The organism is Flavobacterium soyae (assembly GCF_045348165.1).
GTDB lineage: Bacteria > Bacteroidota > Bacteroidia > Flavobacteriales > Flavobacteriaceae > Flavobacterium > Flavobacterium soyae.
On the sequence record NZ_CP150845.1, the window covers coordinates 3,349,238 to 3,375,206 of the forward strand.

Consider the following 25,969-nt stretch of genomic DNA (forward strand, 5'->3'; position numbering starts at 1 on the left):
TTTTTACATTCTCATTAATTAGATCTTGAAATATGAACTTTGTATCTATATTTATTCTTGATTTTTTATTTTCTGTTAAGTCATATATTGTTGGCTATTAGTTTCTTATGTTTGTGAAATCGTTGTGTAGGTCTTGATTTTTTGTCAACTTTTTCCTTAATTTATTTTTAAACTCTAGTTTCGTTATGGTCCTTTTTACAGGGAACAAACTAATTAAAAAACCGAAACTTATGAGAAACAAATTACATGTTATTTTTTTTAAAAGAGACAAATACTGCCATATTATTATGTGGATTTTTTTCGTTCTCTTAACTTCAAGTTCTTATGCCCAGCGCGGCTATTATGATGCGCCGTACAAAAGATACGAAGCAAACTTAGGACAATTGTCTAATGGTGCTTCTGTTACTTCAAAATCGTATATTCAGGCCGATCTTCAATCTGAAGCTTCAGACCAGCAATGTGTAAACCTTTCAGCTGCCAATGCTGCTGTACAATGGACACTTACAGAAGCTGCCGATGGGCTTGTAGTTAGATACAGTGTTCCAGATGGGCAAACGGGTACGATAGGCGTGTATAACGGAAACACAAAGCTGACAACCCTTACATTGACTTCAACATGGTCTTGGGAATATTTGTGGAGCAACGGAAATCCGAATAATAACGGAATTACAAATCAAAACCCAAGAATGCGATTTGATGAAGTACGTTATAAACTTCCTGCTAAAATTGCTGTTTCCGGAACTTTAAAACTCGTAAGGGAATCAGGCAATATTCATTTGGATTTTGCAGAGATGGAACCAATTCCAACGGCTGTTACCGCTCCGGCCGGTTCAGTGACTTATACCGGAAACGGCAGTGATCTTCAGACTTTTATTGATGCAAACGGCGGTAAAAAGATATTTGTTCCGAGTGGAGTTTATAACGTAAATCGTGAATTGTATTTTGGTTCGGCAAACACTTCCTTAATTGGAGCAGGAATGTGGTATACTCAAATTAATTTTACCAATACAAGCAGCTTAAACGGAGGATTGCGTGCCAATGCGAGTAATATTTCATTCAGCGATCTTTATTTGACAACAAATTCGGCTTCGAGAAGCAATTCTTATAAAGGTATAAATGGGGTTTTTACAAGTGGTTCAACGGTAAAAAATATTTGGGCAGAACATTTTGAATGCGGTGCCTGGATTGCACAATACAATACTGGAGGTCCTGCAATTGCCGATGGATTTACGCTGTCTCATTGTCGTTTTAGAAACAATTATGCCGATGGAATTAATCTTTGTAAAGGAACTGCAAACTCAATTGTAGAGCATTGTAATTTTAGAAACAATGGCGATGACGACCAGGCAATTTGGTCTGCAGATGGACTGGAATGTATCAATAATACGTTTAGATACAATACTTCTGAAAACTGCTGGCGTGCCTGTGGTCTTGCTATTTACGGCGGAAAAAATAACAAAGGGTATAATTTGATTATAAAAGACAATCTGGAAGCAGGAATCAGGGTTAGTAATAATTTTCCCGGAGCACCATTTAACAATGATGGTATGCACGAAATACACGATATTACCATAACAGCATGCGGAACTTTTAATGATACCTATAATAATCCAGTGGCGGCTGTTGACATTTTTAGTGCTTCTAATGCCGGAACTCAGGTTAAAAACGTACAGTTTTATAGTATTGATATCTTAGATTCAAGAAATGATGCTATTTCTATAAGTAAAAGATCAGGTGATGGTATTTACAATCTTTCGTTTAAAGACATAACGGTTAACGGAACTGGTAAAGAATTTCCAAACAATAATGTGCTTAACAGAAATTGGGGCAGAGGTTATTTTGTACTTATAGCAGGTTCTCCAGGTGGTAATGGTACGTATTGCAATATGAACTATTCTAACAGAGGCGGAAATGCTGCGGCTAATGAAGAAATCAGTGCAATTGGTGCATTTTCATGGACGCAGAGTTCTAATTGTTCCACTACAAATGTTCCGGTTACGGGCGTTACAATCACACCTACAACAGCGACTTTAGGTGTTGGAGCAATACAGCAATTAACGCCAGTTGTTGCTCCAACAAATGCTGCAAACAAAACGGTAAGTTATAGCTCTAATAATACTGGTGTTGCGACTGTAAACGGGGCAGGTTTAGTTACGGCAGTTGCTTCGGGATCGGCAGCCATTACGGTGACAACTCAGGATGGTGCTAAAACTGCAACTAGTATCATCACAGTAAATTCATCAAATGTAGCGGTAACAAGTGTGAGTCTTAGTCCTTCGTCAGCAGCTTTAACTGTAGGTGGAACGCAGCAATTAACACCGACAGTTTTGCCATCTAATGCAGCTAATAAATCTGTGAGTTATGCTTCAAACAATACAGGTGTGGCATCGGTTAATTCATCAGGTTTAGTTACAGCAGTTTCAGCTGGTACAGCTGCAATTACGGTAACAACTGCAGACGGAAATAAAACAAGTACAACAGCAATTACCGTTAATGCTGCAACAGGAAATTATTTTGCAATAAAAAATAGGTGGACAGGGAATTATTTATATGATGCGGGTGCCAATGCTGGGTATGGTGCAGCTATTGTAAACAACAATTACAAATGGGAAAAAGTTGCTGTTGATGCCACTTATTATATAATAAAAAACGTAGGTACCGGAGATGTAATGCATATTGAAAATTTAACAGGAGTAGTGCAGTGTACTACAGGATCATCTGGCTGGTGGAGCGCACAATGGTCAAGTGAAAATGTTGACGGCACCTGGGTAAGAATTAAAAACAGGTGGCAGACAGGAAGTATGATACATATTGAAAACCTAACGGGATCTGCTCAATACATCGGAGCTCAAAACAATTGGGAAAGTGCACAATGGCAGTTTCAAGCAGCCTCTGCATCAAAGAAAGTTAATGTTAATGAAGCAGAAACAGCAGTTGAGAATTCTGTGGTTAATATTTATCCAAATCCTGCCACCAACAATGAATTTAATATTGTTTTACCAGAACTAGAAGCGGGCGACACGGCAGTAATAACGGTTACGGATATTAACGGGAGAAAGATTTTGGTAAAAAAACTCAACTCATCTGCAAAAATTAATTATAATTTAGCGGCTGGAATATATGTTGTTACAATTAATTCTAATGCTTTTAATGTTTCTAAAAAACTGATTGTTAAATGATGGACTATTAAGTTGATGATTTACAATTGATTTTAATTCCTCTAAGGTCTTTTTAGACCTTGGAGGAAAATCCAGGAAATATAAAATATTATTATTTCAATTAATAAAAGTTTAATAATGATCATAATAAAGAAAGCCTTCGGGTTGTTTTTTATTATTTCATACAATCTAAATCAAATAAAACTCTTTTTTCAGTTTAAAAGTAGCTGTGAGAAAGCCTAAATTTCTATTTCATTTCCCATTAAAGGAACTTTGCATTTAAAATGATATCGATCCTGAATTTTAATTCGCAGCGCATCTGCCGGCAGATTTTCACCGTGTACTAAATAAATGCATTTGGGAATGTTTTTAAGAGCCGAAAGCCAGTTTAAGAGATCTTCCTGGTCTCCATGTGCAGAGAGTCCTTCTATTTGAAAGATTTTGGCCCTTACATTATAGTAATTACCATATATTTTAATTTCATCAGCTCCTTCAAGCAGCCTTCTTCCACGAGTACCTTCTGCCTGATAGCCTACAAAAATAACGGTAGTCTTTTCAATACTTATGTAATGTTCAAAATATGATAATACTCGTCCGCCTGTCACCATACCGCTTGCAGCAATGACCACTTTAGGCTGAGGGTCTGCAATAATGCGTATTGTTTCTTCAAACTCAGAGACAATAGTAAACATTTTATACATTTCATGGCAGTCATTAACGGAAAGTTTATGCCATTGTAAATTTTCCAGAAATACATGCAGTGCATTAGCTCCCATTGGTGTATCCAGTATATAGGGAATATTAGGAATCCTGCCTTCTGTTTTAAGCTGCCATAATAGAAACATTATTGATTGCGCTCTCTCTACGGCAAAGCCGGGAATGATCACAGTTCCTTTTTGTTCTATAGCAGTATTTATTAATGTTTCCAGTTCTTTCTTTACATCCAAATCAGGATGCAGACGATCTCCATAAGTGCTCTCCAGAAATAGATAATCAGCCATTGTGGGTTTTGTTGGCGGAAACATCAATACATCGTCATCTCTACCTATATCACCTGAAAATACTAAAGTTTTGCCTTCGAGAGTTAGTGTAATACTGCAGGCGCCTATAATATGTCCGGAACTTTCAAAAACAGCCGTGATATCATTAGCAACAACTACTGGTGTGTTTGGCTGTATGACTTTTAAAAAAGAAGTAACGTCCTGAGCTTGTTGGATTGTATAGAGTGGTTCTGCCTGTGTATGTTTAGAATACTGTTCTTCATTAGCTTTATAGGCTTCTTCTTCCTGAATTTTGGCACTATCTAAAAGAACAAGTTTAGCTATGGATTTGGTTGGGGCTGTACAGTATATTTTGCCTTTAAAACCTTGAGATATTAGTCGGGGCAGCCAGCCGCAATGATCTAGATGACCATGAGTGAGAAGTACACAATCTATTGTAGAAGGTAAAATAGGTAATGGATCCCAGTTGAGTTCTCTGAGTGATTTAAGACCTTGAAAAAGACCACAGTCAATCAATATTCTGCTGTCTTTAGTTTCTATCAGGGTTTTTGAACCCGTTACAGTTCCCGCACCTCCTATAAAATTTATTTTCATTTTAAATAAGTTTACAAATTTGTGAAGCTTCATGCAATACATTTTTGATCCGGTTTTCACTAAGCCCGATTTTATGAAGACCTTGCGAATCATCAATAAGATCTTTTACAAGTATCTGATCCAGAATAAGCAATTTTTCTTTTTCTACCATTGACAGCGTTGTAAGACAGGTAACAGGATAAAGAGTTCCTTTGTCTATTTTATCTTTGAGGTTGTTATATTGCGGATAATCCCAGCTTAAAAGAGAGATTCCGCTGCAATTGGCAAAATCCTGAGCATCTTTTGTAAAACGATTGTTGGTTACTATAATACAGGAATTAATAGTTTCGCTATTAGAAAAAAGAGTGTGCTGTTTTGCTTTAAGGTCATTAAAACGAGAAAGGATGTACATAGGAACTTTTACATCCGAAGATCCTTCTTTGCTGCCGTGAAATTTACATTCAACCATAGATATTATGTTATTTTTCATAATGGCTATGTCTACTTCATGCGAAACGCATTTTCCTTGCAGCGTTAAGTTTATTTTTGTCTTAAATCCATCGGCAGCATACAATCTTGAAATGAATTTTTCAAAGAAAAATCCTGTTGGACCCAGCATTTGTAAAGCCAATCTAATATTGTAACGTGCTGCATGTCCATTTGCTGCTTTTTTTAAAATAGCGAAGGCTAGTTTGTAGATTTCTTTGGTGGTTATACCATCATACATTTGCTTTTCTATTTCAGCCAGGGATTCCCGTATAAGATCATCGGCAGCTCCCGATTTTTTAAGGGAAAGTTTTAATTTTTCTTTGTCGAAAGGTACTTCGTGACCAGAGTGCTTCGTTATTTTCATTATAGACTATGAGTTGATGTCGAATTATACTTCCTGTATTTAATGACAGAACTTGCTTTTTACTATTAAATCACTGTAATTATTTATTCAGTTTCCCTTCAATAAATTAATGCTTACCGTAGCGATATCAGCTTCTGGAAATCGTTTAAAAATTGCTTTATCCGGAAATAATCCGGCTTCTGCAGCCACATCATTAAAAACATCTATTTCGATAATATATTGGTCAGAAAAACCATGAGTTGCATCGTAAGCTGTTGCAGGGGTTCTTCCTAAATTACCAGCTGCCAGCTTTGGGCTTATAGTATGTAATTCAATTAAAAGCAAACCAAATCTGCGTACATAAGGCGACCACTTTTGTAAATGTTCCAAGAGATTATCTTCTATCAGATTGTTGCTGATTCTTTTTCCTCTAAAGGCAAATGCACCGGTAGATTTACTAATCCTGTTTTTGTCAACATGTTTCGGATCTTTCCAAATTCGGTTGTGATCTAAAAAAGTCCTCACGTTAAGCAAATCTTTCAGGTCAATGTTGTAATTCTCACTCAGATCATCCGAAAGCACATCCGGACGTCCAATATCTCCCCAAATTACCTTTGCCCAAATATCAGCTTTTATAAGATTAGCTCTGGTAACTTTCAGGGCTGTCTGATTATAATCTGCTCCAACCAGAAATAACGGGTATTCATCCAGCATTTCGCCTCGCAGGGTCTGCCTGTCGATTACTTCAAAAATATGCTCCAGAAAAGCGCCATTACCACAGCCCATATCCAGGATTCCTTTTGGCTGTTGTTCAATAGGCAGGTTAAAAAGCTTAATGATAATCTCATCTACAACTTTAAAATAAGTGTCGTGAGCGCCGCCGCTTCCCCAAACATTCATTTCACGATCAACATGAATTTCGTTTTCGCCATCGGCTATCATTCTTAAAACAGCCGGATCACCAAAAATTAATTCTTCAATTTTAGCAAATGTTGGCAGGTATGAAACCGTAACCCCATAAGCAGTGGCCCGTTTTGCAAAAAACAAACCTGTTTCGGTAAATTGATAATTGCCGTTTTTTTCCAGAAACCATCCAAGATGCACAAAAAAGTCTAATATCTTTTTAAAATTTTCAGGGGATTTATGAAATTCTTCAGGCCTGAAAGAAGTCTCCATAAAATATTTATGAAACATTCCGTTCATGGCAAGACGTACAATTGTCGGCCCGATTAAATAACCCTCAATATGTTTTAAAATTTGTTCCTGAATGCTATTTGTTAATGGATCATCAGAGAATTCAATTCCGTAATTTTGTTTATATTTTTCAAAAATAAGGTTCAGTTTTTCAAACGGTACATCTTCAAAGAGACGAGGATGAAACTGAATAGAAAACTGAAGCAGATCAATAACGTCTTCATAGAGATAAAACATCGAAAAGGCCGTTTCGGTTTTTTCATTTACAGAGATTGTAATTACCTGAGTTTTATTATTGACTTCATAATCTAAAAAACCCTGAGAAGCCAAAATTCTCAAACCCACATTAAGATAACCTTCATTTGCTTTAAAAGCTGTTGCAAGCTCTGTTAATTGTACTTGTTTTTTGTTTAAGATAAACTCTAAAACTGCATAATTCTTTAGTGCTATTGCTGCCGGAGCAACAGCCAGGCCGTCAAGATGTCTGAAAATAGAACTTCGGAGCTGCGATTTATTGATCATAGTTAAAGAATGAAGTTATGTTAAAATTAGTGATTATTTTTTAAACTTAAGATGTATCGGTTTGAATAATAATGCTGTTTCTTTTTCCCGATTATGGTTTAAAAAAATAACAGATATTCTTAATTAACCCTGCCGGTTTAGAAAAATTCTTACACGGTAAAAAAATGCAAATAAATGGTAAGTGTCTTTATTTTAGAGGTTTAAAAAAAGTAGATTAATGTAATTAACATTTTTTTTGCAAAAATATCAGTTAAAGTTTTTGAGTTAATTTTTTTAATCTACTTTTGTTCTATCAAATTAGTAGTATTTAAAGTAAATACTGGAATTATAAATATTTTAGTTTCTAAGTCATAAAATATTTCAATAAGAAGAAACCTAAAAGATTGAAGTAAAATAGTATACAGGCCAATTAAAATAATAATAATCAAAAAAAATAAAAAATGAAGAAACGAATGTGCTGCAGATAAAAAACATTTCTGTTGCAGCAGAAATGGTGAAGCTTAAAGAAATTGTACATCTCTCTATAAGGAAAGCGAGAGTGGAGTAAAATCTATTTTCGCCCCACCTTATTTATTAAACTAAAAAAAGTAATGAAAAAAAAATTAAATAGATATACATGGATATGTATTTTGTTGATTTCCATAGGGATTAAAGCTCAGGAGACAAAACCTTTAATCCAGTCAAAACTTGAGGGAACAGTAATAGATGCTGTTACAAAGGAGCCTGTTATTGGAGCTTCGGTAAATATTAAAGGAACTACACATGGTGTTTTAACAGATTTTGACGGGAAGTTTTTTTTCCAGACAGGACAAAAGTTTCCTTATACGCTGGTAGTAAGTTTTCTGGGATATAAAAAAGCAGAAACGGTAGTTACTCAAAATTCAGTTGTTATTAGTCTTGATCAGGAACAAAATCAGTTGTCAGAAGTTGTAGTGACCGCATTAGGTATTACTAAAGAAAAGAAATCTTTAGGATATACTACCCAGTCACTTAAAAATAAGGAATTGGTAGATACAAAAGAAACCAACTTTTTAAATAATCTTACCGGTAAACTGGCAGGTGTGCGAATCACCAATTCACAGGGAGATATGGGATCTTCTCGTATTATTATTCGTGGAGAAACCTCTATTGCAGGAAATAACCAGCCGCTATTTGTGGTAGATGGAGTTCCGGTAGATAACTCACAGTTAGGAAGTGTTGGCGGGGCTACCCGTGATTTTAAAAATGCAATTGCCGATTTAAATCCTCAGGATATTGAATCATTAACGGTACTAAAAGGTCCAAATGCTGCGGCTCTTTACGGATCGCGTGCGGCGCATGGTGTTGTACTTATCACTACAAAATCTGGTAAAAACCAAAAAGGACTTGGCATCAGTTTTAGTACTGGTATAACGGTTTCTCAAGTTACTACTTTACCTCGTTTTCAAAATACATTTGGACAAGGTTCAAACGGAAGGTTTAGTTATGTAGATGGTAAAGGAGGCGGAATTAATGATGGAGTTGATGAAAGCTGGGGACCTAAAATGGACGGGCGTCTTATTCCTCAATTTTATTCAAATGGCGAAGCGGTGCCTTTTGTTTCTCATCCTGATAATGTTAAGGAATTCTTTAATACTGGTCTTACTTATGATAACAGTATTTCTGTAGCTAAATCAGATGAAAAGTCAGATTTTCGTTTAGGTGTAAATAATCAAAAACAGTTAGGAACTGTACCTAACAGTGAGGTAAACAAAACAAACTTTAGTATTAATTCTAATTACCAAATCTCTAAAAATATTAAAGTAGGGGTAACGGGCAACTATATTGTTACTGATGCTCCGGCTTTACCGGGCGGTCCATCCGGTAATCGTGCTGCGGGTGTAATGCTTCAGTTTCTTTGGTTCGGACGTCAGGTCGATATCAATCAGCTTAGAAGTAATAGAGACGTTAACTGGAACAACAGTTATTACAGCAACCCGTATTGGAATGCTTATTATAATACTACCAGCCAGCAGCGTAACCGTTTAATTGGAGATATCCATTTGGATGCAAAGCTTGCAGAAGGACTTAATTTTAGGTTCCGTACCGGAATTGACTATTATAACGACCGCAGAAAATACAAGATTAAATATGGTACAAACGGAACTCCTTACGGATTGTATGCTGAAGATGCATATACTGTAAGCGAAAGAAATACAGAAGGTATTTTTACTTATACCAAAAAACTGAGTGATGATTTTAGTTTAGATGCTCTTGGCGGATTCAATATTCGTAACCACAGCGATGCAAACAATTATCAAAAAGCACCACGTTTGGCTGTACCGGATTTATATACTTTGACGAATTCTCGTGATCCGTTAACTTCATCAAACGCATATTCAAGATTGAGGGTATACAGCGCGTATGCTTCGGCACAGTTTGGTTATAAAAATTATGCTTATTTAAATCTTACGGCACGTAATGACTGGTCATCGACATTACCGAGCAGTAACCGTTCTTATTTTTATCCTTCTTTTAACGGAAGTTTAGTTTTATCTGAGGCTTTGAATTTGAAAAGTAATACACTTGATTTCTTAAAAGTACGCGGCGGCTGGTCTGAAGTTGGTAACGATGCAGATCCGTACCAATTGTCTACAGTTTACAATTTCCAAACTGCATTTGACGGAAATCCAATTCAAACTTCTTCACAGAGAAAACTTAATGAGAACCTGAAACCGGAAACAACTCGTTCTACAGAAGTAGGTTTAGAAGCTTCTTTTTGGAAAAACAGACTGCACTTTGATGCTGCTTATTATAACACGAATAGTTTTGACCAGATTTTGGAAATCAAAACAACGGCTTCAAGCGGTTATAATTCACAATTAATCAATGCAGGAAAAATAAACAACCGTGGTATCGAAGTTCAATTGGACGGAAACCCTGTTCAAACTGAAAATTTCAAATGGAATGTCGCTTTAAATTATTCTAAGAATAAAAGCGAAGTAAAGATTTTGGACTACGACAGACAAATTCAAAACTATACCATTGGTTCTTCGGGAGGTGTTGATGTATTAGCATCTGTTGGGCAGGCTTACGGCGCACTTTATGGCACAGCTTATCTGCGTGATGCAAACGGAAATATTGTTGTAGGTGCAAACGGACTGCCAAAAGCTGATCCGCAAAAAAAAGTATTAGGACATTATACTCCAGACTGGATTGGCGGTATTACAAACACATTAACGTACAAAAATATTGAACTTTCATTTCTTGTTGATGCCAGTGTAGGGGGAGAGCTTTTCTCTGGAACTAACAGAACGGGTAATTATACAGGGGTGCTGGCTCAAACAATGCAAGGACGTGATGCTGCAAATGGCGGGTTAAACTACTATTTAGCAGGTACTACAAAAACTTTATTGCCGGCAGGTGCAGCTGCGCCAGGTGGAGCTACGGTATACGATGATGGTATGATTTTTAACGGTGTATATGCTGATGGAACTCCAAATACTCAGGTACTTAGTGCGCAGGAATATTACAAAGCATCATACAATATCAGCGAAGCTTATATCTACAGCTCAACTTTTGTAAAATTAAGAGAAGTAAAACTTACTTATAATGTAGATAAAAAACTAGCCAGAAAAATTGGATTTGATGGGGCAAGTATTACTGCTGCAGGCCGTAACTTGTTCTTTATTTACAAAGATGCACCAAATATTGATCCTGAAACAGCTTTCAATACCGGAAATGCTCAAGGATTGGAGAGTTTAGCGCTGCCGACAACCAGAAATTTCAGCCTTAATTTAAATCTTAAATTTTAAAACACAAAATCATGCTAAAAAGAATAGCTTATATAACTCTATTTGCATTGACACTGACCTCGTGCAGTGATACCTTGGATGATATTAATGAAAACCCAAATGCAACAGAAACACCATTGGCACCTTACTTGTTAACTGGAACATTAAAACAGAGTGCTGACTTATACTGGGGATCGGAAAATAATTTTAACTCGTCTTTGTTATTTGTTCAGCATTGGGCTAAAATCCAATACACAGAACCGGACAGGTACGATGTATCGAATACTTCTTTCACTTCATTGTGGAATACCGGATATGCAACCTTAATTACAGATTTGAACACAATTCTTAATTTCCCGGCAGACCAGGCAAATTCAAATTACAAAGGGATTGCACTAACGCTGCGTTCATGGACATTTTTGTTGCTGACAGATGCTTACGGAAGTATTCCTTATAAAGAAGCAGGTCAAAAAGTAACACCGGCATATAATACTCAAAAAGAAGTATATACAGGATTACTTGAAGATTTGAAACAAGCGCAGTCTTTGCTAAATACAGCAAACGGTACTGTAACCGGAGATTTGGCTTATAAAGGCGATATTTCAAAATGGAAAAAACTGGTAAATTCACTTCGTCTGCGTATCGCATTGAGAATTTCAGACAGAGAACCAGTTTTAGCGAAACAAACTGCAATTGATGCAACAAGCGATGCTGCTGGGGTACTTAGCAGTAACAGTGATACTTTTAAGTTTACTTATACAAGTTCGCCTCAGCAAAATCCGGCATCGGCTTGGTTTGAAACCCGTGATGATTATCGTATTTCGAAAACATTGGTTGATAAGTTAAATGAGCTCGCTGATCCGCGTTTACCAGTTTACGCTCAACTGCCATCAGATGCAACTGTGGGTAAATATGTTGGAGGCACTAACGGATTGTCTAATAGTGATGCCAATAGTCAGGGTTTTGCCAAAACATCAAAACCGGGTACTTACTTCCTGACTTCGTCATCGCCGGCTGTAATTGCTTCTTATTCTGAAACATTATTCAATCTTGCCGAAGCTGTTGCTCGTGGTTATATTTCCGGAAATGCAGAACAGCTTTATAATGATGCAATTACAGCATCGTTCAATCAGTTTGGTATTACTAATGCAGCGACTATTGCTGCCTACCTTAATCAGGCAGTTGTGAAATACGACGCATCAAATTATGCCAAATCGATAGGTACACAAAAATGGATTGCTTTTTACGGACAAGGCCTTGATGCTTTTACGGAGTGGAGAAGACTGGATTATCCGGTATTAACTGCCGGTCCTGCTACGGTTTTGGACGGAAAGCTGCCTTCTCGTTTCTTCTATCCGGGTACTGAACAGTCGTTGAACGGTGCCAGCTACCAGGCAGCAATTGCTGTACAAGGAAAAGATTTGCTTACTACGAAATTATGGTTTGATGCGAATTGATATTCTACTAAATACAAAAAGCTAAATCGAAAGATTTAGCTTTTTTTTTTGACCCTTCATTTGATTTCTTTCCTTCTCATTTTTGGTGGGTAATCTTATCATTTTGATAAGTATTTATATCATTTTGATAGGAATTTATAAGTAGTATGATAATTCTGTTTTTATATTTTATTGTTAGTCAATGTTTTGTGTTGTTTTAAAATGTTAAGGCACACCATTTGTTTTTGTTAGAGAAAAATCAAGCCAGTTAATTTAAAACTAACATGAAAACAAATAAAACAAGAAATAAAGAGATTACAAAACTATATATGTCAAATAAATCTATACAGAATAAAGACAGGGTTATTAACTTAATGGTGTTTACCATTGTTTTCTTTATTGCCCTTTTGCTAATCTCCCAAATAGTATAGATGAAAAAATAGAGAAGAAAAGTAAGGAGTTTTAAATTAGGATTTAAAACTTAAGAGTCGTAAATTAGAATTTGTTAATAATTTATTGAAATTCAGTTTTTTATACTGACTTAAAAAAGAAAATAACAAAGTAACAACGGATAGTTTAAAATAATTCTAAAAATGAAAATAATATTAAATCTAAGAGCCAGTCTGCTTTTTCTAATGATTATTTTTCTTTCATTGGTGAGTGCATACTATAATTTTTCGATCGAAAACGATACTGAGGATATTTTGAAGGCTAATTATAACACGCTCGAATATTCCAGGAACATGCTCCTTTCGTTAGATGAAACTAATTCGGATAAAGAAAAAACAATAGCAGTATTTCAAGATAATCTTACCAGACAAAAGGGAAACATTACAGAAGCTGGTGAAGATGAAGTAACGAGCAGTCTGCAGAAAAAATTTGATTCTTTAAAAAAGAACTGGACAGATGAGACCCTGAAAAGCCAAATTCGCCAGGATATTTTTCAGATTATGAAATTGAATATGACTGCGATCAAGAATAAAAACGATAGTGTAAAACATAAAACAGAAACGGCTAATCTCTGGATTGCCATTTTAGGCATACTTTGTTTCCTGATTGCTTTTAACCTTCTTTTAAATTTATCTAATCGTATTACTAATACCAAAGGATCTTAATTTATTTCATTAAATCAAAAGAAAAATGTGCAGCACTTTTTAGGCTGCACATTTTTTTTATTGTTATCAGAAGCTAAAAAAGTAAAAAACATGAAGGTATTTCATAAAAAACTTTACGTTTTATTGAATTGATTTTGTTTTTTATGAAACCAGCAGCTCGATACCACTCAAATCTGCTTTTTCGCTTTTTAGAAATTCGTAGGTGATTCGATCTGCCTGACAGTCTACAAATTTGATTCGTTTCAAACTATTGTTTTTAAAGAAAGTGTTATTAAGGATTACATTCTGAAATGTTACTTTCTTAAAGTCGCAGTTTTCAAAATAACAATCCTCTAATGTGCCGTCAAAAACCATACTGTCAATCTGCATTCCAATAAAAGAGGTATTATTCCACAAAGCATTTGTTATTGTATTCTTTACGAAGGTACCAGATTTAAACTCCGCTCCTGTAAAATTCACATTAGAGAAATCGCAGGATTCGATATGGCTTTTTAAAAATTCAGTATCTTTCAAAGAACAGTTTTTCAATATATTGTTTGATAATTCAGAACTTTGAATGTGGCCGCTGCTTATATCAACATCTGAAAAATTACAGTTATCAATATAATTATTTTTTAGAAAATTCACTTCAATAAAATTAGCACGAGAAAAATCACAGCCTTTTATATAGTTTCTTGAAAATTCAGTTTTTCTCAGTGAACAATCCTTAAATATATTGTTTGCTAAATTTGAATTTTGGATATCGCTGCTGCTAATATCAGAATCTGAAAAATCGCAGCGATCAACATTATTATTTTTAAGCAGCAGTCCCGACATATCTGAACCAATGAAAGTACAGCGCTGCATATTGGACGAGCTGAATTTTTCATGCAGATTTTTCAACCCCGAAAAGTCAGCGTCTACCCAGTTTCCGCTTGACATATTCCAGCTCAGTGTTTTTTTCTTTTTTACTGATGGTATTTCATCCGATTGTTTATCTAAAAAAGGCTCAACAGCAGTTACAATGCTTTCAGATTGAAAGTTTTCTGAAAAGTAATTAAGATCAACATTCAGGATTTCTGCAAGACGATTAAAAGTAGTAATGTCCGGCATTGATTCTCCGCGTTCCCATTTTCCCACAGCTTGTGAACTAATAAATAAACGTTGAGCAAGCTGGGCCTGAGAAATATTTATTTTCTTTCTCGCTTCGGCAATTTTATTGCCAATCATTTTAGTGTTTAACATAAGTACTATCTTTTTATATTTATTTTTTCGACACTACAAAGGTATTTGCGTCCTTTTCCAGAATCAAAAAAAAACAAAAACTTATAGTTGTATTTACGCTACTTTTAGTTGTTATTCAACAACTATCAATGGTATATATGAATTTGATTATCTTTTTAATAATGTTCAGTATCAAATTTAAACATTGAGTTGGATATCTGAAAGTATATCTTAATTGATTTTAGCATTACAGAAATAAGTAAAATACCTTATTAGGAAATAAAGAAAACCAGATTCGTCAGCACATTTTCAGGATTTTGAAATTAAGTGTGGGGATGCCCAAATCATTTTATGATCGATATACTATTTCTTAAATTAAAAAAAACTTTATTATTTTTAGTTTAAAATATACTTTTTAGTATATTTGTAATTATTATTTTAAGTGTGATGTTAACAAAAGCAGAAAAAACCAAGCAGTTTATTTTAGAAACAGCAGTACCTCTTTACAATGAAAAAGGTATTTCTGGTGTACATATAGATGATGTACTGGCAGCGACAAAGCTGACAAAAGGCTGTTTGTATGGTCATTTTGAAAATAAAGAAGATCTCTCTGAACAAGTTATTGACCTGGCGCTAAAGATAACTTCGGACAAAATCAGGGCAGCAGTTTATAAAGGTAAAACGGCAAAAGGTAAAATATTTGCATTTATGGATTTTTATAAAAATCCGATTGATACACAAATTCCCGGGGGATGTCCAATATTTAATAATGCTGTAGAATCGGATGATAATTACCCAGTTGTAAAACAAAAAATTGCCCGAATATTAAGAGCCGGCCAGGAAGAGCTTACCGCATTGCTGCAGCAGGGAATTGCTTCAGGTGAATTTTCTAATGAACTTGATGCTGGTGTTTTTGCTTTTAAAATGGTAGCAGCAATTGAAGGTGGAATCATAATGTGCAGGGTGATGGATACAGCAAAGCCTATGCAGGGGCTGATTAAAAACCTAAAGTCTGAATTAGAACAATACTCAATTTAATTTTTTTTACTTAAAAATAAACTAAAAAGTATATTTTAAAATAGACTAAAAGGTATAATTATTAAAATTTTTAATTAGAAACGATACAAGAATAAATAATTTAATACTAAAATTTAAAATTAACATGGATATAAAAGGGAAAACAATATTAATCACCGGAGGAGCTTCCGGAATTGGGCTTGAATCAGCCAGACAGTTTTTAGCTGAAGGGGCAAATGTAATAATTACAGGGAGAAATCAGGCTAAATTAGATGCTGCTAAAAAAATGCTTCCGGCATTAACAGTTATAAAAAGTGATGTTGAAAATGAAAATGATGCACAGTCGCTGTTAGAAAAAGTAACTTCTTTAGGCGGAATTGATATTTTGTATAACAATGCAGGAGTTGGAAGCCCGGCTCTTAATCTTGGTATTGCAGATGATCAAGTTTTAAAGAATGCCGTTTACGAAATGAATGTAAATTATTTTGGTGTTATAAGGCTTACTAATCTTTTTATCGATATGTTGAAATCCAGAAAAGAAAGTGCAATTATTAATACCACATCTATTTTAAGTCTGGTACCAGCCTTAGAAGAGCCAACCTATTCTGCAACAAAAGCGGCCTTAAGTTTTTATACTAAACTGCTTAGGAAGAACCTGGAAATAATAAACAGTACTGTAAAAGTATTTGAGTTACTGCCTCCGGTTGTTGAAACTGAGATGACAGCAAAAAGAACTGATAAAAAAATGGCTCCGGAAGAATTGGTAAAAACACTTATTAAAGGGATAAAAAAAGACCAGTTTATTATTCGCGCCGGAGATACAAAAGCATTATATATCGTAAGCAGGTTTTTTCCAAAAATAGCTTTTGATTTAGTAAATCCTAAAAAGATTTACCCGGGTTTAAAACCATCCATAAAATTACATACCAAATAAGATGAAAGCATTTATAATTAATAAGTACAATAAAAAAGGGAGCCTGCAGTATGCTGATATGCCAATACCAAAACTAAAGGATAATGATATTTTAGTTGAAGTTCATGCAGCGGGAATTAATCTTTTAGATTCTAAAATAAAATCAGGAGAATTTAAACTTATCCTGCCTTATAAACTGCCGTTAATTTTGGGGCATGATGCTGCCGGAGTAGTAGTACAGGCCGGTAAAAATGTAAAGAAGTTTAAAATTGGCGACCAGGTTTATGCCAGACCGGCTGATCATCGTATAGGTACATTTGCAGAGTTTATTGCCATAGATGAAAAAGATGCGGCGCTTAAACCTAAAAATATTTCAATGGAAGAAGCAGCATCTATTCCCTTAGCAGCGCTTACGGCATGGCAGGTTTTGATAGAAAGGGCCCAAATTAAAGCAGGGCAAAAAGTATTCATTCAGGCTGGTTCCGGAGGTGTAGGAACTTTAGCAATTCAGCTGGCCAAACATTTAGGTGCTGTGGCTGCTTCGACAACGAGCGCAAAAAATTTCGATTTACTTAAAGATTTAGGGACTGACATTGTTATTGATTACCAAAACAGTGATTTTGAAAACATTTTGAGTGATTATGATGTGGTGCTAAACAGCCAGGATCAAAAAACACTCGAAAAATCACTTAAAATATTAAAACCGGGAGGAAAACTTATTTCTATTTCGGGACCGCCGACTCCTGATTTTGCAAAAGAAATTGGAACTCCGTGGTTCATCAAAATTATTCTTTCTTTAGTAAGTTCAGGAATTCGCAAAAAAGCAAGAAATAAAAATGTTGAGTATTCTTTTTTATTTATGAAGGCAGACGGGCAGCAGTTAAGCAAAATTACAGCGCTGATTGAAGCTGATATAATTAAACCGGTAATAGATAAGATTTTTCCATTTGATAAAACCAACGAAGCATTATCGTATGTAGAAAGCGGGCGTGCGAAAGGAAAAGTAGTGGTTAAAATAAAATAATAATCTTCTTTTAAATATACAGGCCAACACTTTTTAATTAAAACGAGCACTTAAATTACTGAATAGTTATAGATGATTTTCATTTATTGTAGCCCTGTAAAGTAGTTTTAACGAAGATCATTATGATCTAAATTCGGCGCTGGGATTTAACTGATTTAGACCAAAACCGAATGCTTGTTTTAAATTAAAAGTGCTGTATGATAATACTTAGAAGTTTTAGTATTATTAAGAACTGTTACCCTAAATAATTAGACGGATATGTTCTCTGGCCGTATTTAATATCTATTTCTTTTAAAAATTCCCTGCGTTTTTCTGTCAATTCAGGAATGGGCAGGAATTCACCGGCTTCTACGGGAATACCTATTTCCTGAAATAAATTCTCCAAACCTGCAGGTACTACAGTACATAAGAGACATGCGTTGTTTTCTGAAATATTTTTAAAGCAGTGTACGGCTCCTCCAAAAGGGATATTTATAAAACCATCTTGGGTTACAATCTGTTTTCCGGTTTCAGTTTTAAATTCGAGTTCTCCTTCCAGTACATGAAACATTTCCTGGATTTCTGGGTGTGCATGCGGAGGCGGTCCCCCGCCAGGAGGAACTGTCATTTCAATAACGGCGTAATTACCATTGGTCTGCTCACCTGAAATTATAATTCTGTAATTGCCTCCGGCAACTGCTAATCTTTCCCCTTCATTTTTACTGATAATCTGGATAGTTGTATTCATAATTATATTTGATTTCCGCTGTACATTCCATCCTTATATATTTCTGCCTGCTCATCAGTGAAGAATAAAACCAGTTCAGCATCTTCTGAAGCCTTTATTAAAACAGGCTCATCTTTAAATACGATGCATTCCTTTTTATTAAGAGCAATAATATCATTTACCTGCACCGATCCCTGAAAAACATACAAAAGGGCAGTAAGGTTTTTCTTTGGAAATTCAAGAACTTCAGAAGTGCTTCCGCTAAGGAGTTTCATATCGTAAATCCAGGTCTGGCTGCTGAATTGAAATTTAGTTTCAGGATTGGGGGATCCAATTAAACGCCAGCTGTTTTCACTGTGCAGGCTGTCCAGTTCTAAGAATACCACTTCAGGGTCAAGATCTTTTTTTTGGGGACGGATAAAAATCTGAAGTCCTTCCATAGTTTCCTGCTGTCCCATTATTTTTTCTTCATGGAAGAATGACCTGCCGGCTTTCATCAGCATTAGTGTCTTTCTGCCAATTATCTTAACAAATCCTTCTGAATCACTGTGTTCTGCTTCACCTGTTCTAAAATAAGAAAGTATTTCATCATTAATGTGAGGATGCATTTTAATAACCGTATTGCTGTTAATTTCAGGATGGTCAATTCGTCCAATACTTCCTATTCCGGTATCAGTATTTGAAACCGCCGATCCGGGATACAATACTTTAATTGGGCCGTGTCCGATAAACATGGAACTGTTTATTTTCTGTATCATAATTTTTTGTTTTAAAGAAGCCGGACATCAATATCCGGCTTCTATTATGTAAGCTGGTAATTAAGAGAACTGTCCTACTTTAGACATTACTTCTTCAAAAAGAATTGGAAGTACTTTTTGTCCGTCTTCTGTTGCCCAATTGTGTACCATTTCAGATATTATCTGGTTAATAGTTGTAGTTCTTACACCTTGGCTTTCCCATGTCTGCTGTGCAATATCATCAGCAATTTGTGAAGGAGATCCGCCTGCATCAAGAACGACCTGAACATTAAATCCTTCTTCCTGCATCGAAATTGACGGCCATACAATACATACATCATTGGTAAGCCCTGCCATAATTACATTTTTTCTTCCGGCAGCAGTTTTTAGAACGGCATTTTTAAAATTCTCGTCGTCCCATGCATTTGTGATTCCTTCTCTTTTTACCCTGTCTGCAAATTCCTGAGGAAGCAGTTCCTGCAAATCTTGAATTAATGGTCCCTGTGCATGATCTTCCTGACTGCTGGTAAGAACAACCGGAATGTCTAAAGCTTTTGCAAATTTAGCCAATGCTCTTGTTCTGCTCACAATCATTTCATGTGGTCTGTTAGCTGCAAAATTAAGTGTGCCTGTTTGATGATCTATTAATAACATTACGGTATCATCTTTTGTAAACTGTTTCATTTTTTCTAATGTTTTATAAATTTTATTACTGATTTATAAGGCAAAGTTATTTCAGCTCTGGAGCAGAAAACGATGACATTTGTCAATAAAGAACATTAGAAAGTTTAGAACAGAGGCAAATGTTATTTTTGGAATAATTTACTGCGTACCCGGCTGAGGGTTTCTTTGCTGATACCAAGATAAGAAGCAATAATATGCTGGGGAAAACGCTGTACAAAGTCAGGATAACTTTTTAATAACTGCTCATATCTTTCCATTGCAGGAAGGGCAATGGAGTTATTTAATCTTTTTTGGGAAGCTATAAAACTGTTCTGGTTCATATTCCAGAACATTTCCTTGATTGCAGGTATTTCAAGGAGACGCTGCAGATCATCAGCTTCTAACACGAGGAGTTCTGTATCTTCCCATGCATCAATATTATAAACAGAAGGTGTTTTCATAAGATAGCTTTCACGATCCACGATCCACCAGTTTTCAAGAGCCAGCTGAATAATATGCTCATTACCGGCACTGTCAATGCTGAATTGCCTCATAGCACCTTTTAGTATAAAACCAGTAAACTGACAGACATTTCCCTGTTCCAGAAAAAACTCCTTCTTTTTTAATTTAGCAGGTTTCAGAGATATTTTTATTAATGCTTCATCTTCCTCGGTAAGAGGAGATTCGCTGTACCTGCTGATATAGCTGAAAAGCTGTTCATACATAGCTTCAAATATTTTGAAATAAAGGTACTAAATTTTATATTTTTAAAAGGCTAAAGAATCTTAGAGTGGTTGGATATGTTACAATCGATTTATTCTTTCATAAATTTTAGGATCATGTTTTCTAATTTTAATTTTTACATATTTTGAGGCCGGCATATTACTATCTTTGACAACATTATTAACAGAAACCAGAACATTTGTTTCGGGAAAATAAGTAACAGCGTTTTTCTCAGGGATTTGATATGAAACAATAATAAACAAAGGGGCAATTCTTTCGATATCATCATCGTAGTTAAATAAATCGACTTTATCGCCGGACTTGAATCCCGCCTGCTCGATATCTTTTTGGTTCATAAATATTACCCTGCGTTCATTTTTTATACCGCGATAACGATCATCAAGACCATAAATTGTGGTATTAAACTGGTCGTGTGTCCGGGTACTTGCCATCATATACTCGTCTGGGGCAAGTTCATTTTTGGGTATTGCCGTTAATGTAAATGGTGCACGGTCTCCAAAATCTTTAGTGATAAATTTTCCATCGCGTGCCGCATTAGGCAAATAAAAACCTCCTTTTTGCCGTACCTTGAAATTATAATTTTCAAAACCGGGAATACATTTTTCAATGGCGTCTCTCACATCGTCATAACTATTATGATATCGCTGCCAGTTAACAACCGATTTATTTCCCAGAGCTGCCATAGCCATTCTGCACACAATCTGAGTTTCATTAATAAGATTATCAGATACAGGTTTGAGCATTCCTTTTGATGATTGTACAACGCCCATTGAGTTTTCTGTAGTTATAAATTGTGCTTCACCATTCACGATATCAATATCGCTTCGGGATAGAGTAGGCAAAATGATGGCTTCCTGTCCATGAATCAAGTGGCTGCGATTGAGTTTTGTAGATACATTTACAGTTAAGTTCAGTTTTCTTAACGCACTTGCTGTATAAGTTGTATCCGGCGTTGCTGATAGAAAATTACCTCCCATACAAAATAGTAATTTTACTTTTTCTTCCTTCATGGCTTTAATGGCCCTTACAACATCATATCCGTGTTTACGGGGAGGATTAAAACCAAAATAAGCCTGAAGGCGGTCGAGTTGTTCATTAGTAGGTTTCTCATCAATCATCATGGTTCTGTTTCCCTGAACATTGCTATGACCGCGAACGGGACAGACACCTGCACCGGGTTTACCGATACTTCCTTTAAGCAGCAGAATATTAAGAATTTCTCTAATCATTTCTACACCGTTGGGCTGCTGTGTAAGTCCCATTCCCCAGCAGACAATAATTCTTTTTTTGAAAGCGATGATTTCTGCAGCTTCATAAAGTGCTTCTTTAGAAACACCCGAAAGTTGGACAAGTTCCTCTAAATTATAATCTTCAAACTGTTTTAGAAAAGCATCGTATCCGGTAGTTTTTTCTTTGATGAAATCATAATCAAAGACTTTTCCGGGATTTTTATTTTCCAATTCAAATAATATAATTTCAAGGGCTTTTAACAGTGCCATATCTCCATTTATTTTTACAGGAAGAAAAAGATCGGCTAGTTTGACACCGTTTCCTATAATTCCGTTAATTTCCTGTGGATTATGAAAACCCATTAAACCAGCTTCCGGCAATGGATTTACAGCGATAATTTTTGCTCCGTTTTTTTTGCCTTTTGCTAATGCCGTCATCATTCTTGGTGCATTGGTTCCGGGATTTTGACCAATAATTACGATTACATCGGTATCATAAAAATCATCTAGTGTTACGGTTCCTTTTCCAATTCCGATTGTAGTCCTTAAAGCAGATCCTGATGTTTCATGGCACATATTAGAACAATCTGGCATATTATTGGTACCAAATTCTTTAGCAAAGAGCTGATAAAGAAATGATGTTTCATTGCTTGTTCTTCCTGAGGTATAAAATGCGGCTTCATCTGGTGATTCTAATGCATTGAGGTGCTCTGCTATTTTTTTGAATGCATTATCCCAGCTTATAGGTTCATAGTGTGTGCCATTTTTAGGAAGGTACATAGGTTCGGTCAATCTTCCCATTTTTCCAATTTGAAAATCGTCTAATTTGGCAAGGTCATAGACAGAATTTTGTTTAAAAAAGTCAGCTGTGATTTTTTTTGTAGTCGCTTCTTCAGCTAAAGCTTTAACGCCGTTTTCGCAGTATTCTCCTAAAGGTGATCGCTCATCATCGGGATCAGGCCATGCACAGCTCGGACAATCAAAACCACCAGCCTGATTCATCTTAAATAAAGCCTTTGTCCCGCGAACAACCGTTTTTTCTTCGATAAGATCGCTAAAAGCGGCCACTACACCAGGAACGCCGGCAGCCCATTTTCCAACTTTTGTCAGCTTAAGATCTGAAAGTTTATATGGATTTTCTGCATCTGGTTCTCTCGTAATTTTAGCGTCGATGTCTTTTGGGGATTTATCTTTTTTCATCACTTTTGCAATTAATTAATTTATTTGTAAAGGCTTTTGTTATTATAATTTTAATATCAATTATATAAAAAATTCTTATTTTAACCCGTTGGGTGTAATTATTTTAACATATAAAAACATAGCTTTTGTTTACTTAAAAAAGGCGTTTCACTTATTTAAAATGCATCCCGATGCTTCGGGACTATCTATGTAAAAGAAATATATTTCTTTTTGTATCCTTTTTTACACATAAAATCTATGTTTCTATGTGTTTAATATTTTTTTTATGAATTACACCCAACGGGTTATTTTAATTTTTCTAAGAAGTTGGTATTACTACCTGATATCACTGGAATTATATATATTAAATCTGTCATCTTTAAGAAAGCCCAAAAGAGTAATATTAAATTCTTTAGCCAATTCTACAGCAAGACTCGATGGCGCACCAATAGCAGCAACAACAGATATTCCTGCCATAGCCGCTTTTTGGATTAACTCAAAACTAGCTCTTCCGCTAAGGAGCAAAATATGTTTATTTAATGGCAGTAAATTATTTGCTAAGGCAGTGCCAATTAACTTATCCAAAGCATTATGTCTCCCAACATCTTCCTGTAAAAGAACTAAATCACCCTCAATAGTAAAAAGGCCTGACGCATGAATGCCGCCAGTAACCGCAAAACTGCTTTGAGCTGCTTTTAATTTATTTTGTAATTGGTAAAGTACTTCTGCAGCGATATTCAGTTTTGGATTCTCTAAAGGATTAAAAGAGCTAACCGTTTTGATAGATTGTATAGAATTTTTTCCACAAACGCCGCAGCTTGATGTGGTATAAAAATTCCGGTCTGACGACATTAAATGTGGAATGAAATTATCTGCCAAATCGACCTGAACAATATTTTTCTTTTGAAAGGAACAGTCTGTTTGTATGTGATAGATTTTTTTTACGTCCTGATAAGAAATTATAATGCCTTCGGTAAATAAAAAACCAATTGCAAGATCAAAATCATTGCCCGGCGTACGCATTGTTACAGAGATATTCTTGTGTGTTTTTTCAGTTTCGGAACCGTAAGAAATTTTTATTTCAAGCGGTTCTTCTACAGAAAGAATGTCTAATAAGGATGAACTTTCAAATCCATTCACTTTTGTAATGTAAACCTCTTTAATGGAAACTAATTCCAAATCATTCATTTCCATGTAAATTCATTAAATGTTGATACGTAAAATTAGTAAAAAATGATTGATAAGAGGATTTTTCTCTCAGCAATTAAACCGTTTTAAGAAATGAAATTGCAATGATTTATATTGTTTTAATTGGAATTGATAATTTAGAAAAAGCCCAAAAAAGATATGCAGACAAGAAAAACAACTTCGCTTCTTATCTGCATATTTAGAATAAAAATCAGTTATATTGCGCTGATTTTTATTGAGCTGGCTTTATCATTAAAACCTCCTAAACAGCTATTGTTTCCTGTTATTACAACAGATTCTCCTCCAAAATTATCGTTTTGGTAGAATGTAATTTTATATCCATTTTCTAAACGAACTGATGATAAATCATCATTTACAATGCCGTATGATTTTAGCTGAGCCAATGTATAATCGCCCGCAGGTAAAGCAATTGCATAACCTGTATAACTACAATTTTGGTAAACCGTAACAACACCTCCGGCTGATCCATTGTATTTATTATCAGTATAGACACGTGAAAAATTACCTACACCATCAAAATAATTATCAGCTAATTTTGCAGGATCTGTCGCAAATTCTCCGCCTTGTACAATACCATCATTTCCATCATTCCATGCCCAAGGAGCATTAGCACCGCCAGTTTTAAAATCATTTCCTTTAAATCCTCCGCCTGCATTATAAAACAATTCAGTATTGAATCTTTGATCCCATAATCCTCCGCTTTCAAAAATATCGACAAGTTTGTACTCCACATAAGTATCATAATTATCAGATGGTATTTGTGCAGTTCCACTTGCAGATGGGTAGTAAATAATTCCGTCCCCGTCAATATCGTGCTGCGGCCATGCTTTAAGGCTGTGTCCTTTAGAATCTTGCGCTGTAACAGGGTGTAACTCTCCATTGTAATCTCTCATTTGTAATGTTCCGTCAACACTTTCCAGTCCGCTTACAAAAGGACTTCCGGATGGTACATACGAAAAGAAATCGGAATGACTTACTGTAACAGCTCCTTTTAAGGCACCGTAAGCAGAACCATCTTTTTCTACAATCATTAATACACCTTCTAAATCATTTTCATGCTGGTCTAAACTGTATAAAAACGGATTATCTGTCCAATCGCGTGGAGAGAAAAAAGCATAAGTAATAAACCAATGTGTATTTGATTCAACAACCGAATAGTAACAATGTGCAGCTAATGAGTTAGCATAAGCAGGAAGGTTGTTCCAGTTGTTTTCGCCATTCCAGTCATTATCATAATTAATAGCAGTAATGTAATCTGATTTTCCGCCTTCGGCATAAGTTCCTGTAGCATCTACATCTCTGTAATGAATAGGAGCCCACCTTTTTGCAAGATTAGAACTTGCTGCGGCACTCATTTTTTTAAAATTTTGCTGCTCTTTTGCTACAGCAGGATTTTCGGTTTCTTCTAATGTCGTATCCTGACATGAGAATGTAATAGCCGAAAGCATAATAATTAAGGCTTTACTTAATACCTTTTTTGGATTCTGTTTTTTCATAATTCTGGTTTTAATGGTTTATAACATATTTAAATTCATTGATTTTGATAAATTATTTGATAGTAATAACCAGCTGAGGAATAAAAAATAATCAGTCACAGCATTTTATTTCTGAAAATTTTGTCAATAGAACGATTGTTTTTTGAGTTATAATTCCTACCAGTTATAAGTACCTTAAAGGAGAAATCGTACTATCTAAGCGGTATTATAATACGGTTAACAAAAAGTTAACAGGATTAAGATTATTTGCCGCTTTTGAAGTTAAT

18 protein-coding genes are annotated in these 25,969 nt (G+C 35.3%); 7 read left to right on the forward strand and 11 right to left on the reverse strand.

Annotated elements, in window-relative coordinates; all coding sequences use genetic code 11:
* Positions 1-230: 230 nt before the first annotated feature.
* Positions 231-3,179, forward strand: coding sequence for an Ig-like domain-containing protein (locus AABD74_RS14385; protein ID WP_406843288.1), 2,949 nt, complete (start codon positions 231-233; stop codon positions 3,177-3,179).
* 218 nt (positions 3,180-3,397) lie between these two features.
* Here AABD74_RS14385 and AABD74_RS14390 read toward each other — a convergent pair whose 3' ends face one another.
* From AABD74_RS14390 to AABD74_RS14400, 3 genes are all read right to left on the reverse strand, one after another.
* Positions 3,398-4,753, reverse strand: coding sequence for an MBL fold metallo-hydrolase RNA specificity domain-containing protein (locus AABD74_RS14390; protein ID WP_406843289.1), 1,356 nt, complete (start codon positions 4,751-4,753; stop codon positions 3,398-3,400).
* A gap of 1 nt (position 4,754) precedes the next feature.
* Positions 4,755-5,585: an ATP cone domain-containing protein gene (locus AABD74_RS14395; protein ID WP_232682983.1), complete on the reverse strand. Its 831-nt coding sequence runs from the start codon at positions 5,583-5,585 to the stop codon at positions 4,755-4,757.
* Positions 5,586-5,672: 87 nt separating this feature from the next.
* Positions 5,673-7,280, reverse strand: coding sequence for a class I SAM-dependent methyltransferase (locus AABD74_RS14400; protein ID WP_406843290.1), 1,608 nt, complete (start codon positions 7,278-7,280; stop codon positions 5,673-5,675).
* 590 nt (positions 7,281-7,870) lie between these two features.
* Here AABD74_RS14400 and AABD74_RS14405 point away from each other — a divergent pair.
* The 3 genes from AABD74_RS14405 to AABD74_RS14415 all read left to right on the forward strand — a co-directional run bounded on the left by AABD74_RS14405 (position 7,871) and on the right by AABD74_RS14415 (position 13,583).
* On the forward strand, positions 7,871-11,053 hold the full coding sequence (locus AABD74_RS14405; protein ID WP_406843291.1) for a SusC/RagA family TonB-linked outer membrane protein: 3,183 nt from the start codon (positions 7,871-7,873) through the stop codon (positions 11,051-11,053).
* Between the two features lie 11 nt (positions 11,054-11,064).
* Positions 11,065-12,489: a SusD/RagB family nutrient-binding outer membrane lipoprotein gene (locus AABD74_RS14410; protein WP_406843292.1), complete on the forward strand. Its 1,425-nt coding sequence runs from the start codon at positions 11,065-11,067 to the stop codon at positions 12,487-12,489.
* A 572-nt stretch (positions 12,490-13,061) separates the two neighbouring features.
* On the forward strand, positions 13,062-13,583 hold the full coding sequence (locus AABD74_RS14415) for a hypothetical protein (protein WP_406843293.1): 522 nt from the start codon (positions 13,062-13,064) through the stop codon (positions 13,581-13,583).
* Positions 13,584-13,724: 141 nt separating this feature from the next.
* On the opposite strand, the gene AABD74_RS14420 is transcribed toward AABD74_RS14415, so the two are convergent.
* Positions 13,725-14,807 carry a pentapeptide repeat-containing protein gene (locus AABD74_RS14420; RefSeq protein ID WP_406843294.1) on the reverse strand — a complete coding sequence of 361 codons (1,083 nt, stop codon included), beginning with the start codon at positions 14,805-14,807 and terminating at the stop codon, positions 13,725-13,727.
* Positions 14,808-15,233: 426 nt separating this feature from the next.
* On the opposite strand from AABD74_RS14420, the gene AABD74_RS14425 reads away from it, so the two are divergent.
* The 3 genes from AABD74_RS14425 to AABD74_RS14435 all read left to right on the forward strand — a co-directional run bounded on the left by AABD74_RS14425 (position 15,234) and on the right by AABD74_RS14435 (position 17,740).
* A complete protein-coding gene (locus AABD74_RS14425) occupies positions 15,234-15,824 on the forward strand; it encodes a TetR/AcrR family transcriptional regulator (protein ID WP_232678692.1) in 591 nt (196 codons plus the stop codon).
* A 124-nt stretch (positions 15,825-15,948) separates the two neighbouring features.
* Positions 15,949-16,737: an SDR family oxidoreductase gene (locus AABD74_RS14430; protein WP_406843295.1), complete on the forward strand. Its 789-nt coding sequence runs from the start codon at positions 15,949-15,951 to the stop codon at positions 16,735-16,737.
* A 1-nt stretch (position 16,738) separates the two neighbouring features.
* Complete coding sequence (locus AABD74_RS14435; RefSeq protein WP_406843296.1) at positions 16,739-17,740, forward strand: NADP-dependent oxidoreductase; 1,002 nt, start codon at positions 16,739-16,741, stop codon at positions 17,738-17,740.
* Between the two features lie 235 nt (positions 17,741-17,975).
* Here the strand turns inward: AABD74_RS14435 and AABD74_RS14440 are convergent, their stop codons facing one another.
* The 7 genes from AABD74_RS14440 to AABD74_RS14470 all read right to left on the reverse strand — a co-directional run bounded on the left by AABD74_RS14440 (position 17,976) and on the right by AABD74_RS14470 (position 25,703).
* Positions 17,976-18,467 (reverse strand): cupin domain-containing protein, encoded by a 492-nt coding sequence (locus AABD74_RS14440; protein ID WP_406843297.1) that lies wholly within the window; start codon positions 18,465-18,467, stop codon positions 17,976-17,978.
* 2 nt (positions 18,468-18,469) lie between these two features.
* Positions 18,470-19,204, reverse strand: a complete 735-nt coding sequence (locus AABD74_RS14445) for a pirin family protein (RefSeq protein WP_406843298.1) — start codon at positions 19,202-19,204, stop codon at positions 18,470-18,472.
* Positions 19,205-19,264: 60 nt separating this feature from the next.
* On the reverse strand, positions 19,265-19,867 hold the full coding sequence (locus AABD74_RS14450) for an isochorismatase family protein (RefSeq protein ID WP_232678682.1): 603 nt from the start codon (positions 19,865-19,867) through the stop codon (positions 19,265-19,267).
* A gap of 122 nt (positions 19,868-19,989) precedes the next feature.
* Positions 19,990-20,571 carry a Crp/Fnr family transcriptional regulator gene (locus AABD74_RS14455; RefSeq protein ID WP_406843299.1) on the reverse strand — a complete coding sequence of 194 codons (582 nt, stop codon included), beginning with the start codon at positions 20,569-20,571 and terminating at the stop codon, positions 19,990-19,992.
* Positions 20,572-20,649: 78 nt separating this feature from the next.
* Positions 20,650-23,019: an FdhF/YdeP family oxidoreductase gene (locus AABD74_RS14460; RefSeq protein WP_406843300.1), complete on the reverse strand. Its 2,370-nt coding sequence runs from the start codon at positions 23,017-23,019 to the stop codon at positions 20,650-20,652.
* Between the two features lie 315 nt (positions 23,020-23,334).
* Entirely contained in the window at positions 23,335-24,192 is an 858-nt protein-coding gene (gene fdhD / locus AABD74_RS14465; protein WP_406843301.1) for a formate dehydrogenase accessory sulfurtransferase FdhD, read from the reverse strand.
* A 209-nt stretch (positions 24,193-24,401) separates the two neighbouring features.
* Positions 24,402-25,703 (reverse strand): hypothetical protein, encoded by a 1,302-nt coding sequence (locus AABD74_RS14470; protein WP_232678673.1) that lies wholly within the window; start codon positions 25,701-25,703, stop codon positions 24,402-24,404.
* Positions 25,704-25,969: the final 266 nt, after the last annotated feature.